General features: G+C 51.3%; 14 protein-coding genes, 1 tRNA gene and 1 other annotated feature. Of the genes, 9 read left to right on the top strand and 6 right to left on the bottom strand.

Translation table 11 applies throughout. The features are described 5' to 3' along the window. Window positions 1-103: 103 nt before the first annotated feature. Window positions 104-198 (top strand) — a sequence feature (Trp leader region). Window positions 199-232: 34 nt separating this feature from the next. The 5 genes from F0Q32_RS20740 to trpA are packed head-to-tail and all read left to right on the top strand — an operon-like array spanning window position 233 to window position 6,773. Further along, entirely contained in the window at window positions 233-1,795 is a 1,563-nt protein-coding gene (locus F0Q32_RS20740; RefSeq protein ID WP_149464599.1) for an anthranilate synthase component 1, read from the top strand. Beyond that, on the top strand, window positions 1,795-3,390 hold the full coding sequence (gene trpD, locus F0Q32_RS20735) for a bifunctional anthranilate synthase glutamate amidotransferase component TrpG/anthranilate phosphoribosyltransferase TrpD (protein WP_015964659.1): 1,596 nt from the start codon (window positions 1,795-1,797) through the stop codon (window positions 3,388-3,390). The genes F0Q32_RS20740 and trpD overlap by 1 nt, the downstream gene beginning before the upstream one ends. A gap of 3 nt (window positions 3,391-3,393) precedes the next feature. Further along, window positions 3,394-4,752 (top strand): bifunctional indole-3-glycerol-phosphate synthase TrpC/phosphoribosylanthranilate isomerase TrpF, encoded by a 1,359-nt coding sequence (trpCF, locus tag F0Q32_RS20730; RefSeq protein WP_149464598.1) that lies wholly within the window; start codon window positions 3,394-3,396, stop codon window positions 4,750-4,752. An 18-nt stretch (window positions 4,753-4,770) separates the two neighbouring features. Beyond that, entirely contained in the window at window positions 4,771-5,964 is a 1,194-nt protein-coding gene (trpB, locus tag F0Q32_RS20725; protein WP_149464597.1) for a tryptophan synthase subunit beta, read from the top strand. After that, on the top strand, window positions 5,964-6,773 hold the full coding sequence (gene trpA, locus F0Q32_RS20720) for a tryptophan synthase subunit alpha (RefSeq protein WP_149464596.1): 810 nt from the start codon (window positions 5,964-5,966) through the stop codon (window positions 6,771-6,773). The genes trpB and trpA overlap by 1 nt, the downstream gene beginning before the upstream one ends. 266 nt (window positions 6,774-7,039) lie before the next feature. Here the strand turns inward: trpA and F0Q32_RS20715 are convergent, their stop codons facing one another. Both F0Q32_RS20715 and F0Q32_RS20710 read right to left on the bottom strand, forming a co-directional pair. Further along, the gene (locus F0Q32_RS20715) at window positions 7,040-7,936 is read right to left on the bottom strand and encodes a diguanylate cyclase (protein WP_149464595.1); all 897 of its coding nucleotides are present in this window, start codon (window positions 7,934-7,936) and stop codon (window positions 7,040-7,042) included. A gap of 266 nt (window positions 7,937-8,202) precedes the next feature. Continuing rightward, window positions 8,203-9,045 carry a GGDEF domain-containing protein gene (locus F0Q32_RS20710; protein ID WP_255475683.1) on the bottom strand — a complete coding sequence of 281 codons (843 nt, stop codon included), beginning with the start codon at window positions 9,043-9,045 and terminating at the stop codon, window positions 8,203-8,205. Window positions 9,046-9,284: 239 nt separating this feature from the next. Between F0Q32_RS20710 and F0Q32_RS26220 the strand changes: the two genes are divergently transcribed. Further along, complete coding sequence (locus F0Q32_RS26220) at window positions 9,285-9,443, top strand: hypothetical protein (RefSeq protein ID WP_188016896.1); 159 nt, start codon at window positions 9,285-9,287, stop codon at window positions 9,441-9,443. Window positions 9,444-9,525: 82 nt separating this feature from the next. On the opposite strand, the gene ompW is transcribed toward F0Q32_RS26220, so the two are convergent. Then, window positions 9,526-10,161, bottom strand: a complete 636-nt coding sequence (gene ompW / locus F0Q32_RS20705) for an outer membrane protein OmpW (RefSeq protein ID WP_108475630.1) — start codon at window positions 10,159-10,161, stop codon at window positions 9,526-9,528. 274 nt (window positions 10,162-10,435) lie between these two features. Here ompW and F0Q32_RS20700 point away from each other — a divergent pair, with 274 nt between their 5' ends. The 3 genes from F0Q32_RS20700 to F0Q32_RS20690 are packed head-to-tail and all read left to right on the top strand — an operon-like array spanning window position 10,436 to window position 12,198. Beyond that, window positions 10,436-10,840, top strand: coding sequence for a YkgJ family cysteine cluster protein (locus F0Q32_RS20700; RefSeq protein ID WP_149464593.1), 405 nt, complete (start codon window positions 10,436-10,438; stop codon window positions 10,838-10,840). Window positions 10,841-10,864: 24 nt separating this feature from the next. Continuing rightward, complete coding sequence (locus F0Q32_RS20695; RefSeq protein ID WP_149464592.1) at window positions 10,865-11,608, top strand: YciC family protein; 744 nt, start codon at window positions 10,865-10,867, stop codon at window positions 11,606-11,608. 53 nt (window positions 11,609-11,661) lie between these two features. Then, window positions 11,662-12,198 carry a septation protein A gene (locus tag F0Q32_RS20690; RefSeq protein ID WP_015964669.1) on the top strand — a complete coding sequence of 179 codons (537 nt, stop codon included), beginning with the start codon at window positions 11,662-11,664 and terminating at the stop codon, window positions 12,196-12,198. A gap of 123 nt (window positions 12,199-12,321) precedes the next feature. Here the strand turns inward: F0Q32_RS20690 and F0Q32_RS20685 are convergent, their stop codons facing one another. The 3 genes from F0Q32_RS20685 to uraH all read right to left on the bottom strand — a co-directional run bounded on the left by F0Q32_RS20685 (window position 12,322) and on the right by uraH (window position 13,997). Continuing rightward, on the bottom strand, window positions 12,322-12,849 hold the full coding sequence (locus tag F0Q32_RS20685) for an anti-virulence regulator CigR family protein (protein ID WP_149464591.1): 528 nt from the start codon (window positions 12,847-12,849) through the stop codon (window positions 12,322-12,324). A 164-nt stretch (window positions 12,850-13,013) separates the two neighbouring features. After that, a tRNA-OTHER gene (locus F0Q32_RS20680) sits at window positions 13,014-13,091 on the bottom strand. A gap of 495 nt (window positions 13,092-13,586) precedes the next feature. Then, the gene (uraH, locus tag F0Q32_RS20675) at window positions 13,587-13,997 is read right to left on the bottom strand and encodes a hydroxyisourate hydrolase (protein ID WP_149464590.1); all 411 of its coding nucleotides are present in this window, start codon (window positions 13,995-13,997) and stop codon (window positions 13,587-13,589) included. Window positions 13,998-14,031 lie beyond the last annotated feature (34 nt).

Genomic DNA, 14,031 nt, shown 5'->3' with positions numbered 1-14,031 from the left:
TTTCTAAAATCAGGGGTTGACTTTGATTCATCGAACTAGTTAACTAGTACGCAAGTTCACTTAAGCAAGGTATCGGCAAATGAAGACGCAAATCAATGTACTGCATGGTTGGTGGCGCACTCCCAGATAACGGGCAGTGTCATCACGTCTGCATTATGCAAACAGATACCCGGCCCGCCACTGAGCGGGCTTTTTATTGAACACTTATTTTACAGAACAGGCGAAACAAACAATGCAAACATCAAAACCAACGCTTGAGCTTCTGACCAGTGACGCGATTTATCGTGAAAACCCCACCGCGCTGTTTCATCAGCTATGCGGTTCACGCCCGGCCACGTTGCTGCTGGAATCTGCGGATATTGATAGCAAAAACGATTTAAAAAGCCTGCTGCTGGTCGACAGTGCGCTGCGTATCACCGCACTCGGTGACACTGTCACTATTCATGCGCTAACCGAAAACGGCGCGTCACTGCTGCCGCTGCTGGATGCGGCGCTGCCAGCGGGCGTTGACAACCAGCATCAGGCTAGCGGCCGCGTGCTGACTTTCCCGGCAGTCAGCCAATTGCTGGATGAAGATGCGCGTCTGTGCTCACTGTCGGTTTTTGACGCGTTCCGCCTGCTGCAAACGCTGGTGACGCTGCCAGAAGACGAGCGCGATGCAATGTTCTTCGGCGGGCTGTTCGCTTATGACCTGGTGGCCGGTTTTGAAGACCTGCCAACGCTTGAAAGCGACACCTCCTGCCCGGACTACTGCTTCTACCTGGCGGAAACCCTGCTGGTGATTGACCACCAGACCAAAAACACGCGCATTCAGGCCAGCCTGTTCACGCCATCATTGAGTGAAAAAGACAGGTTGCTGCAACGCATTGCGGAGCTGCGCCAACAACTGAACGAGCCGCCTGCGGCTTTGCCGGTGGAAACTGTTGAACAGATGCGCTGCGAGACCAATCAAAGTGATGAAGAGTACGGTGATGTGGTGCGCAAAATGCAAAAAGCGATTCGCGCCGGGGAAATTTTCCAGGTGGTGCCGTCTCGTCGCTTCTCACTGCCCTGCCCGTCGCCGCTGGCCGCTTATGATGTTCTGAAAAAGAGCAACCCAAGCCCGTATATGTTCTTCATGCAGGATAACGACTTCACCCTGTTCGGCGCTTCACCGGAAAGCTCGCTGAAATATGAAGCCACCAGCCGCCAGATTGAGATCTACCCGATTGCCGGTACCCGCCCACGCGGTCGTCGCGCAGACGGTTCTCTGGACCGCGACCTTGATAGCCGCATTGAGCTGGAAATGCGCACCGACCATAAAGAGCTGTCGGAGCATCTGATGCTGGTTGACCTCGCGCGTAATGACCTGGCGCGCATTTGTACACCGGGCAGCCGCTATGTGGCGGACCTCACCAAAGTTGACCGTTACTCCTTCGTAATGCATCTGGTTTCTCGCGTTGTTGGCGAGCTGCGTAAAGATCTCGACGTGCTGCACGCCTATCGCGCCTGCATGAACATGGGCACCCTGAGCGGCGCACCGAAGGTTCGCGCGATGCAACTTATCGCAGGCGCAGAAGGCAAGCGTCGCGGCAGCTACGGCGGCGCGGTCGGCTACTTCACCGCTCACGGCGATCTGGATACCTGCATTGTGATCCGTTCCGCCTTCGTTGAAAACGGCGTTGCCACCGTTCAGGCTGGCGCTGGCGTGGTACTGGATTCTGTTCCCCAGTCCGAAGCCGATGAAACACGTAATAAGGCACGCGCGGTATTGCGCGCAATCGCAACCGCACACCACGCACAGGAGATTTTCTGATGGCTGACATTCTGCTGCTCGATAATATCGACTCATTCACCTATAACCTTGCAGATCAGCTACGCGCCAACGGTCACAACGTGGTGATTTATCGCAACCATGTGCCTGCTCAAACGTTAATTGAGCGTCTGGGCACCATGAAAAACCCGGTGCTGATGCTCTCACCAGGCCCTGGCGCACCGTCCGAAGCCGGTTGTATGCCGGAACTGTTGACCCGTATGCGCGGCAAATTGCCGATTATCGGTATCTGCCTCGGGCATCAGGCGATTGTCGAAGCCTATGGCGGCTACGTGGGTCAGGCAGGTGAAATCCTGCACGGGAAAGCGTCAAGCATTGAGCACGACGGCCAGGCGATGTTTGCCGGGCTGAGCAACCCGCTGCCGGTTGCCCGCTACCACTCGCTGGTCGGCAGCAATATTCCCGCGGGCTTAACCATTAACGCGCACTTTAACGGCATGGTGATGGCGGTTCGCCACGATGCGGATCGCGTGTGTGGTTTCCAGTTCCATCCGGAATCGATTCTGACCACGCAGGGCGCACGCCTGCTGGAACAAACCCTGGCATGGGCGCTGCAAAAACTGGAGCAGACCAACACCCTGCAACCGATTCTGGAAAAACTGTATCAGGCGCAAACCCTGACGCAACAGGAAAGCCACCAGCTATTTTCTGCCGTGGTTCGCGGCGAAGTGAAGCCGGAGCAGCTGGCTGCCGCGCTGGTCAGCATGAAAATTCGCGGTGAGAGCCCGATTGAAATCGCCGGAGCGGCCACCGCATTACTGGAAAACGCCGCACCATTTCCACGCCCGGACTACCCGTTCGCCGATATCGTCGGCACCGGTGGAGACGGTAGCAACAGCATCAACATCTCGACCGCCAGCGCCTTTGTCGCGGCGGCCTGTGGGTTGAAAGTGGCGAAACATGGCAACCGTAGCGTCTCCAGCAAATCCGGATCATCGGACTTACTGGCTGCATTCGGCATCAATCTGGATATGAATGCTGATAAGTCACGAAAAGCGCTGGATGAACTGGGCGTCTGTTTCCTGTTCGCGCCGAAATACCACACCGGGTTCCGATACGCGATGCCGGTTCGCCAGCAGCTTAAAACCCGTACGCTGTTTAACGTGCTGGGGCCGCTGATTAACCCGGCGCATCCCCCGCTGGCGCTGATTGGTGTCTACAGCCCGGAACTGGTGCTGCCGATTGCGGAAACCCTGCGCGTGTTGGGTTATCAACGCGCCGCCGTGGTACACAGCGGTGGTATGGATGAAGTTTCGCTGCATGCGCCGACCGTGGTAGCCGAACTTAATCAGGGTGAAATCAAGAGCTATCAGCTGACCGCCGCCGACTTTGGTCTTAAACCTTACCATCAGGAAGAACTGGCTGGCGGTACGCCGGAAGAAAACCGTGACATTCTGACGCGCTTGTTACAAGGTAAAGGTGAGACAGCGCATGAGTCCGCTGTCGCCGCCAACGTCGCCATGTTAATGCGCCTTTATGGCCATGAAGATTTAAAAGCCAACGCACAAAAAGTACTGGATGTTCTGCGCAGCGGTGCAGCCTATGATTGCGTCACCGCATTAGCGGCAAGAGGGTAAAAAATGCAGACCGTATTAGCAAAAATCGTAGCCGATAAAGCGATTTGGGTAGAAGCCCGTAAACAACAACAACCGTTAGCCACGTTCCAGAATGATGTTCAGCCTACGCAGCGTAGTTTCTACGATGCGCTGCGCGGCACACGCACCGCCTTTATTCTGGAGTGTAAAAAAGCCTCTCCGTCGAAAGGCGTCATCCGTGATGATTTCGACCCGGCGCGTATTGCAGGTGTCTATAAGCATTATGCATCGGCTATTTCCGTGTTAACCGATGAGAAATATTTCCAGGGTAATTTTGAGTTTTTACCTATCGTCAGCAAAATCGCGCACCAGCCGATTCTGTGTAAGGACTTTATTATCGATCCTTACCAGATTTACCTGGCACGTTTTTACCAGGCCGATGCCTGTCTGCTGATGCTCTCGGTCCTTGATGATGAACAATATCGCCAGCTCGCCGCCGTCGCCCACAGCCTGAAAATGGGCGTGCTGACGGAAGTGAGTAATGAAGAAGAGCTGGAACGCGCGATTGCGCTGGGTGCAAAAGTGGTCGGAATTAATAACCGCGACCTGCGCGATCTCTCTATCGACCTGAACCGTACCCGCCAGTTGGCACCACGTTTGGGCCACGATGTGACGGTGATCAGCGAATCGGGAATTAACACCTATGCCCAGGTGCGCGAGTTAAGCCACTTTGCTAACGGCTTCCTGATTGGCTCTGCGCTGATGTCGCACGACGATCTGAATACGGCAGTTCGCCGCGTGCTGCTGGGCGAAAATAAAGTCTGCGGGCTGACGCGTCCACAGGATGCCCAGGCGGCGTATGACGCTGGCGCAATTTTCGGGGGACTGATTTTTGTTGCCACCTCACCTCGTGCCGTAACGCCTGAACAGGCCCGTGAGGTGATGGCCGCCGCACCATTGAATTACGTGGGCGTCTTCCGCAATGCTCCTGTTCACGATGTCGTTGCACGTGCAAGTGAACTGTCGTTCGCCGCCGTACAACTGCACGGTAATGAAGATCAGGCATACATCGACACCCTGCGCGAACAGTTGCCGGCAACAGTGCAAATCTGGAAAGCCCTCAGCGTGGGCGAAACCCTGCCCGCTCGTAATCTGAATCACGTGGATAAATACGTATTCGATAATGGCCAGGGCGGTACCGGTCAACGTTTCGACTGGTCGCTGTTGCAGGGACAGGATCTCAGCAACGTGATTCTGGCAGGTGGATTAGGCGCAGATAACTGCGTAGACGCAGCCAAAAGCGGCTGCGCCGGGCTGGATTTCAATTCAGGTGTAGAGTCGCAACCGGGTGTAAAAGATGCCAGCAAACTGGCCTCGGTTTTCCAGACACTGCGCGCATATTAAGGTATGAAAGGAGCAACAATGAGCACGTTACTTAATCCCTATTTCGGCGAGTTTGGCGGAATGTACGTTCCGCAAATCCTGATGCCTGCGCTGCGTCAACTGGAAGAAGCCTTCGTCAGTGCGCAAAAAGATCCGGAATTTCAGGCGGAATTTACCGACCTGCTGAAAAACTACGCGGGTCGCCCGACTGCGCTGACCAAATGCCGTAACTTAACAGCGGGTACCAAAACTACGCTGTACCTGAAACGTGAAGATCTGCTGCACGGCGGCGCGCACAAAACCAACCAGGTGCTGGGCCAGGCCTTACTCGCTAAACGCATGGGTAAAACCGAAATCATCGCCGAGACCGGCGCGGGTCAGCATGGTGTTGCGTCAGCGCTCGCCTGTGCCTTGCTGGGCCTGAAGTGCCGCATCTATATGGGTGCGAAAGATATTGAACGTCAGTCACCGAACGTTTTTCGTATGCGTTTGATGGGTGCGGAAGTGATCGCGGTGCACAGTGGTTCCGCCACGCTGAAAGATGCCTGTAACGAAGCACTGCGCGACTGGTCTGGCAGTTACGAAACTGCTCACTATATGCTCGGCACGGCGGCAGGCCCGCACCCGTTCCCGACCATCGTGCGTGAATTCCAGCGCATGATTGGCGAAGAAACCAAAGTTCAGGTGCTGGAAAAAGAAGGTCGTCTGCCAGACGCCGTTATCGCCTGTGTCGGGGGCGGCTCCAACGCCATCGGTATGTTTGCCGATTTTATTACTGAAACCACCGTCGGTTTGATTGGCGTTGAACCTGCGGGGCATGGTATCGAAACCGGCGAGCACGGCGCGCCGCTGAAGCATGGTCGCGTCGGCATCTACTTCGGTATGAAATCACCGATGATGCAGACCGATGAGGGGCAGATTGAAGAATCTTACTCCATCTCTGCGGGCCTCGACTTCCCGTCTGTCGGGCCACAGCATGCGTATTTGAACAGCATTGGTCGCGCGGAGTATGTCTCAATCACCGATAACGAAGCGCTTGACGCCTTTAAAGAACTCAGCCGTCACGAAGGGATAATCCCGGCGCTGGAATCATCACACGCCCTGGCGCACGCGCTGAAAATGATGCGCGAAAATCCGGAAAAAGAGCAGCTTCTGGTCGTTAACCTTTCCGGACGCGGCGACAAAGACATCTTTACCGTACACGATATTCTGAAAGCTCGAGGGGAAATCTGATGGAACGTTATGACATCCTGTTTGCAGAACTCACCGCCCGCAAGGAAGGCGCATTTGTTCCCTTCGTCACCCTCGGCGATCCGAACCCAGAGCAGTCACTGAAGATTATCGATGCGCTGATTGAAGGCGGCGCAGACGCGCTGGAGCTGGGGATCCCCTTCTCCGACCCGCTGGCGGATGGCCCGACCATTCAGAGCGCGACGCTGCGTGCTTTTGCTTCCCACGTCACGCCGACACAGTGCTTTGAGATGCTGGCGGCGATTCGCCAAAAACATCCGAGCATGCCTATCGGCCTGTTGATGTATGCAAACCTGGTCTTTAACCGCGGTATTGATGAGTTTTATGCGGAATGCGCGCGAGTGGGTGTTGATTCAGTCCTGGTCGCTGATGTGCCGGTTGAAGAGTCCGCCCCGTTCCGCCAGGCTGCAATGCGCCACAACGTGGCGCCGATCTTCATCTGCCCGCCGAACGCCGACGACGACCTGCTGCGTCAGATTGCTTCCCACGGTCGCGGTTATACCTACCTGCTTTCTCGTGCGGGCGTGACGGGAGCCGACAGCCGCGCTGCGCTTCCGCTGCATCACCTCGTTGAAAAGCTGGCGGAATATCACGCCGCGCCCCCGCTACAGGGCTTTGGTATTTCTACGCCAGAGCAGGTGCATGCTTCAATTGAAGCCGGTGCCGCTGGGGCAATTTCCGGTTCCGCCACGGTAAAAATCATCGAGAAGAATCTTGATAAGCCCGACGTTATGCTGGCCGAGTTGAAAGCCTTTGCGCAGGCCATGAAGGCCGCAACGCGCCAGGCGTAGTGCTGTGTAGGCCGGGCAAGCGTAGCGCCCCCGGCAAAATACAGGCACATTTTTAAAGCGTTATCTCTATGTAAAAGCTGCCAAACGGCAGCTTTTTCTTTGGATGCGAAAAAAAATGCAATTAACACAAACTGTAGGGTTGATATCTTAGATGAGAACCATTATCTTTCTCATTAACGAATAGTTGAGCAAATCACTCAGGTATTCGTTACGACATTGCTCACATTGCTTCCAGTATTACTTGCCCGCTTCGTGCGGGCTTTTTTTTATTCCACTACCCGCTCAATCGAGCCTTCTTCGCTAATGTACATACAGCGATTTCTGCCCGACTGTTTCCCCACGTACATCGCGCCGTCGGCACGTTCAAGCACGATACGCAGCAATTCACCGGGAATAGCCCGTGTTAAGCCTGAGGTGACGGTAACCGGAATATCATATTGCCCAACTCTGATTTGATGATGTTCAATCGCACGTGTGATACGCAGACCCGCCGCCATCGCTTCCGCCTCACCCTTCGCCTTCAGGATCACGATAAACTCTTCACCGCCAAAACGGTAAACGGGTTCATAATGTCGCGTGCAGCTTTGCAATTTTTGCGCAAAGGCTCGTAATACCTCATCACCAATGATATGCCCGTAGGTATCATTAATACGTTTGAAATGATCGATATCCAGAATCATCACGTACAGTTCGCCGTTACTACGATCCATTATCTGACTTTCGAACGATTCATCCAGGATTCTTCTCAACGGCAAACTGGTTAATGCATCATAGCTTATACGCAGCTGTAATAAATGTGTCTGATAAACAGTAATGGCCGCGACAAATTCCTGAAGTGCATGTTCAAAATCATTAAATAGTGTCTCTCGTATATTATCCTGTAAAACCGAATCGACTAATCGACGGCAAACTTCATGCACCCGAATATGTTTATCATTAATGGTTAATAAAAAACCTTTATCTTCGGTATTAGTGGCCAGATATTGACTCAACCAGCCGCCAAACTGGCAGCAGTTATGTGCCTCAAGACCGGTAATGCCATCCGTGCCATCGTTTCGCTTTGCGATAAGGCGGAACGCCTGCACCAGCCAGCGATAATGCCCCCCGACAGAACGATTCAATCCCGAAAGGAGTTCATCTATCTCTTTTAACTTCCTGTTCATCTGGCCTCCGATAATAACGTTGAGCGTGTGACGTGAAACATTAACAATAATTAATTAAAACTTTGTCAAGAAAGACAAAAAAAAGCTAATATCACTCAGTATTTAATTCATTGCAGAAAGAGTTTACCCTGATTACATTACAATCTAATTAATAACTCTTACGAATGATCTTGCACGATTAGGAAAAATACAACAATACCGTCCGAGGATAAATGAAGACTCCCTGGTAAGGAAGTCTTTCTATGACAAAAATAGAGACCTGGCGTTTACTCTGCCCACTCGATGCGGCCACGTCCATTGTTCTTCGCCCGATAGAGTGCTTCGTCCACCTTGCGAATGAACGAATCCTGCGCCTCTCCCAATTCACGTGAACCCACCCCAATACTGATGGAGAGCGGTTGATCGCCGTTGACCAGAATCGTTCTCGCATTTTCGAGCACCGATTGTGCAAAGAGATGCATGTCGCTCGCCGAACGCCCCTCAACAATAATGGCGAACTCTTCCCCGCCGATGCGCGCAGGCATCACGCTATCGCTACTTAAATTCAGCAACTGTCTGCCCAGCGCAAACAACACTTCATCACCGATCAGGTGGCCCCAGGTATCGTTGATGCGTTTGAAAAAATCAATATCCAGAATAATCAGTGAGACCTGACGCCCCTCCTTTTCCCGAATAGTATCGATGAAAAAGCGGCGATTCGGTAATTGGGTCAATTCATCGCGCAGGGATTTAAAGCGCGCATCGACATACAACATATTTATACGCTGAATGATTTTATAGACACCGACCGCCGTCGCCAGCATTCCGGCCAGACGCAACATGTCTTCACAATAGAATCCCATCCAGCGAGGTTGCTGAACAATTTCGTCCATCACATCGAACGTCATACCTGCAATCCATAGCAGAAAGCCATAGCGCACCCAACGCAATACGTTATGGGCAAGACGCACCCGCGTAGCACTCCAGTACATAAAGATAAGGAATATCAGCCCAATACCATCAATATAGAGCCCAGGGTTACGCAGGACCTGCCGGGCATTCCCCAGGGGATTACCCGCCAACACAGTAACCACGACAACCAGTACGAAAACGATCGCGACCCACCCCATTCGTCCTGGCTGTACGCCCGTTTTCTCTAACCTGTTCTCAATCGGCATTCACCTACTCCTGATATCACGCACTGGCTTGACGACAAAATGATTATCGTAATTTAAGATAATCTGACATTAATTCTAGCGGTCATTCACCATGGATTATAGTGAAAAGTATCAGGGCTAATATTGCCCACCGGCGATTATTCAATTAATGTAAATCCGCTTAATACCTTAATAAGAATAAGGATGTTCTTATGTGTACGAATTATATAGTGATTGTCGCCGCTGCCGTGACCAGCTTTATTCTTGAGATGGATATTGATGTGCACAGCATTGTGGAATGGTTAGATCCGTGGCTTGACGCGCTACGTGAATGGTCGAGGTATAATATCCTGTTCATGCTGAAAGGATGATGGTGAAAGGAAGATCGGGAAGCGATCCTCATGGTGCCGAAACCGGGTAAGGCTGGCCGCAGAAGGCCAGCCCTTCAATATGTTAGAAGCGATAACCTGCCGAGAACATAAACACCCATGGGTCAAGACGCGTACTGACGCTTTGACGCTCCCCGTTGTGTTTGAATTTCACGTTAGTGTCGATATCCATATACCAGACGGACATATTCACCAGCCAGTCGCGGTTGATTAAGTAGTCCATCCCCACTTGCCCTGCGGCGCCCCAGGAATCATCAAGACTAAGGTCTGAGAGCCCGGCTTCTTTACCTGTTTTGTTAAAATCGTTGTCAAAGAAGGTGGTGTAGTTGATACCCGCACCAATATATGGACGCAGTTTGCTACTGGAATCACCAAAATACCATTGTGCCATTAAGGTTGGCGGTAAGTGGTGAACGGTAGCGATATCACCTGTTGGGCCAGTACCCACTTTATGACGGAACGGCGTAGCCGCCAGCAGTTCAATACCGATGTTTTCGGTTGCCATATAAGTAAATGTCAGACCCAACTGCGTGTTATTGCTGACATTAAATCCACCCAGCGCACCAAGAACATTATCCGAACCTTCGGAAGGACGCACCGTTGCGGAACCCGCACGAATGAAAAATTCGCCCGCGTCATGGGCCCATGCGCCACCAGAAAGTGTTGAAAGTGCTAAGGCTGCCACTGCTAATTTTTTCATACCCACTCCTTTTTTAGGGGTTTTATTAGTCATGGCAAATATACCTACAAATAGTTAATCAGATCGCAACACAGATCACACCAAATGTTAAATTTTAACATTTGTTGATATGGATTAATTTTTGCTTATTTAATTGAGATGAAGGATACGTATCTACATCAATTTCATGGATGTTTTCTGACACAAGATTGTCCGGATCCCCACTTGCTCTCTTGCAACCGTCTGGATAATTTAGACGCGACAACTTTTGTTTATGCGTTTTTTCAGGTGAGCTATGAGCGATTTGAATCCGTGTATGACGTGCGGGGCCTGTTGTGCGTATTTCCGTGTCTCTTTTTACTGGGCTGAAGCCGATGATGGCGGCGGCCTGGTCCCTGCACAGCTTACAGAGCCCCTCACGCCTTTTTTACGTTGCATGAAAGGAACCAACAGCAAACATCCGCGCTGTAGGTCACTTGAGGGAGAAATTGGCAGCCGGGTCAGCTGTGCCATCTACCCTCATCGCCCTTCTCCCTGCCGTGAATTTGCCATGTCGGGTGAAAATGGCGAAGTAAATGAGGCATGTCATCGCGCTCGGGCGAGCTACGGCTTACCTCCTCTTTACAAAGATATGCTTTTCCATACGAGTCTTGAGGCTGCAACGAGTGCATTAACTGCGGTACAATCAGCGGCTAATTAACACAAGCATACTCAAGGAGAGTGCATGTCTATCACGGCGCAGTCCGTATACCGTGACACGGGTAATTTTTTCCGTAACCAGTTTTTAACCATTTTGCTGATTGCGCTGCTGTGCGCATTTATCACCGTGGTGATTGGTCACGCCTTTACACCCAGCGATGAACAGCTTGCTCTCCTACGTCAGGGTGACAACCTCACCGGAAGCGTCGGTCTGTTTGATCTGGTACAAAACATGACACCTGAGCAGCAGCAAATTCTGCTGCGCGCTTCAGCGGCATCGACGTTTTCCGGGCTGATTGGCAACGCCATTCTGGCTGGCGGCGTCATGCTGATGATTCAACTGGTTTCTGCCGGTCATCGCGTCAGCGCCCTGCGCGCCATTGGTGCAAGCGCGCCTATCCTGCCTAAACTGTTTATACTGATTTTCCTCACCACCTTTATGGTACAGATGGGCGTGATGCTGATCGTCGTGCCGGGCGTCTTGTTGGCCATTGTGCTGGCTTTCGCGCCTGTCATGTTAGTGCAGGATAAAATGGGTATCTTTGTTTCGATGCGTAGCAGCATGAAGCTGGCGTGGGCCAATATGCGCCTGGTGGCACCCGCTGTCATTGGCTGGCTGCTGGCGAAAACGCTGTTACTGGTATTTGCACCAAACTTTGCCGTGCTGACGCCAAACGTGGGTGCAGTTGTGGTGAATACGCTCAGCAACCTTATCTCTGCCGTGTTGCTGATTTATTTATTCCGCTTGTATATGCTTATTCGCAACTAATTTTCTGCAGGCCCGGCAGTCGTTGGGCCGCAACTGGAGTACGGAATCGAAGTATGAAGCAGTTTCTGGATTTTTTACCGCTGGTCGTCTTCTTCGCGTTTTATAAGATTTACGACATTTATGCCGCAACCTCTGCGCTGATTGTCGCAACCGCTATTGTGCTGATCTACAGCTGGGTACGCTACCGCAAAGTCGAAAAAATGGCGCTAATCACCTTTGTATTGGTGGCGGTCTTTGGTGGCTTAACGCTCTTTTTCCATAATGATGAGTTTATCAAGTGGAAAGTCACCGTGATTTACGCGCTGTTTGCCGGTGCGCTGCTGGTTAGCCAGTGGGTGATGAAAAAGCCGCTGATTCAGCGCATGCTGGGGAAAGAGCTAACGCTGCCTGCGTCGGTGTGGTCCAATCTGAATATCGCCTGGGCCGTGTTCTTTATTCTCTGCGGCCTGGCCAATATCTACATTGCATTCTGGCTGCCGCAGAACATTTGGGTCAACTTCAAGGTGTTTGGCCTGACGGCGATGACGCTTCTGTTTACTGTGCTGAGCGGCGTCTACATCTACCGCCATATGCCTCAGGAAGAAAAGTAATTCATTAGCGCATCGTGTTACGTTCTAAAACTATGCGCTCTCGAATAGGTTTGACGCCCTCGAGACACACAATGATATGCACCTTTTCATTGTGTGTCTCTGATCTAACTCTTATACGTTTTCTTAATCAAACACACCGTTGATTATGGTAGTAACGATTGCTGTACTTAAGGCGATTAACACTAAATCGTCACCTACTGCACGCCATTCATATCCAGGATAATACGGTAGGTCGTTTATCATTGAGGCAGGGAGCGTTTTCTTAGCAATCCCCGGAGGTAACGGCTTACCACGTGCTAAATTCTTGGCAATGCCCGGAGGCAGCGCCTGATAGCCTACCAGTCCGTAATTCACAGCAAGAGAACGCGCGCGCGAGAAATCAATATCTGAATCTACATGGTCTGGCTTACCATAGTTTTTGCGCTTCCCATGATCTTCATATGACTGATTGTTTTTCTGCGCTTTATCACTATGGCCCCCGCCCTTGCCATTATTTCCGTTATTACCATGATTGCTACCACCACCGCTGTTTCCGTGCCCGCCGCCACCATTTCCATTACCATTTCCCGGATTGGCGTAAACAGGCGCAACAAGAACAGCGAGTGATATCACCGCAGCCAATGCTGTTTTTAGAGTGTGACGCGTAGACATGATGATATTCCTGAAGGTTGAGTTGCCCCTTCAAACTTATGACAAAGCTATTCCCTTATCAATCTCATGTTTTCTTATTTTATTCCTCGCGATTACCTTCTGGGAAGGAGTTACAATCGGCACATCTCTGGACCAGGATGTCCTAATGTCGATGAAAGTGTTGATCCGCCATCGAGGACTCGAACCCCGATCTCCAGAAGTAGACAGACACTCTGAGCTCTATCCGGTTGAGCTAATGACGGATAAAAAAAAGGCCAGCATCGGTAGCTGGCCTGGACGAAAGCGTTGAAGAATCACCGCAGGCTAAGCCTTGCCCGAAATTCGTTAAGAAGAGTAATCTCCTGGCCGGCATTGTAATGGCAACGGAAGAAGTATGTGACAGATTTCACATATCAAACAAGCTTTTAAGAAAATTCAATCCACATGAAGAACGTTGTTTTTCATCTATGGCAAAATAAAAGGTTGCGTTACAGCCTGCGTAAATAAGATGCCGGGTAAGTGAGTCATGAAGCACACAGGTAAACTGTGTGCTTCTGCTGCTGAGAAATGGGACGGTCAGGTCAGTGATGCAGAACACCTATTTCAATGAGCGCCTGCGCGGTGAGCAGAATAAACATGATAACGACAAGTGGAGTATACATTTTGCCTCTCCTGTGCTGGTCGCTCTCATAATTATAGAGCACTTTTGGCTGGTTTAACGCAACGTAAATCAGGTGCCCTATTCTTTCTGCCCTTCACTAACTTCCTTTATAGGTTGAGTAACCGTACTGGCTCAGTAGAAGGGGAACATGAAGCTTTTCGTTAGTTTTCGTCACGGTAAACAGCACCGGAATTTCAGGGAAGAAGGAGGTTAAATGATCACGTTTAAAATACTCCCCTGTTTTGAATACCACACGATAAACACCAGGTTGCATGTCCTCGGTTTCAGGATAAAGCGACTTAATGCGCCCATCGTTATCCGTCTTCATGCTCGCCAACATGATCCATCCCGACGACTGCTGCTTTTCAAGCGTCACCTCGACATCTTTTGAAGGTATACCGGTTTGCTGATTCAAAATATGCACACTCAGTGTCCCCTGAGGCGCCGCAAAAGCAACCGGCATTGCGATAAGCGTGCTCAGTAAGACCAGCCCTGATATTTTTTTCATTGTCTTCATCCTGTTATTAATAAGTCAGGGAAAG

The organism is Pseudocitrobacter sp. 73 (genome assembly GCF_008369545.1).
Classification (GTDB): Bacteria; Pseudomonadota; Gammaproteobacteria; order Enterobacterales; family Enterobacteriaceae; genus Pseudocitrobacter; species Pseudocitrobacter vendiensis.
This window is presented reverse-complemented; position numbering and strand designations above follow the sequence as displayed.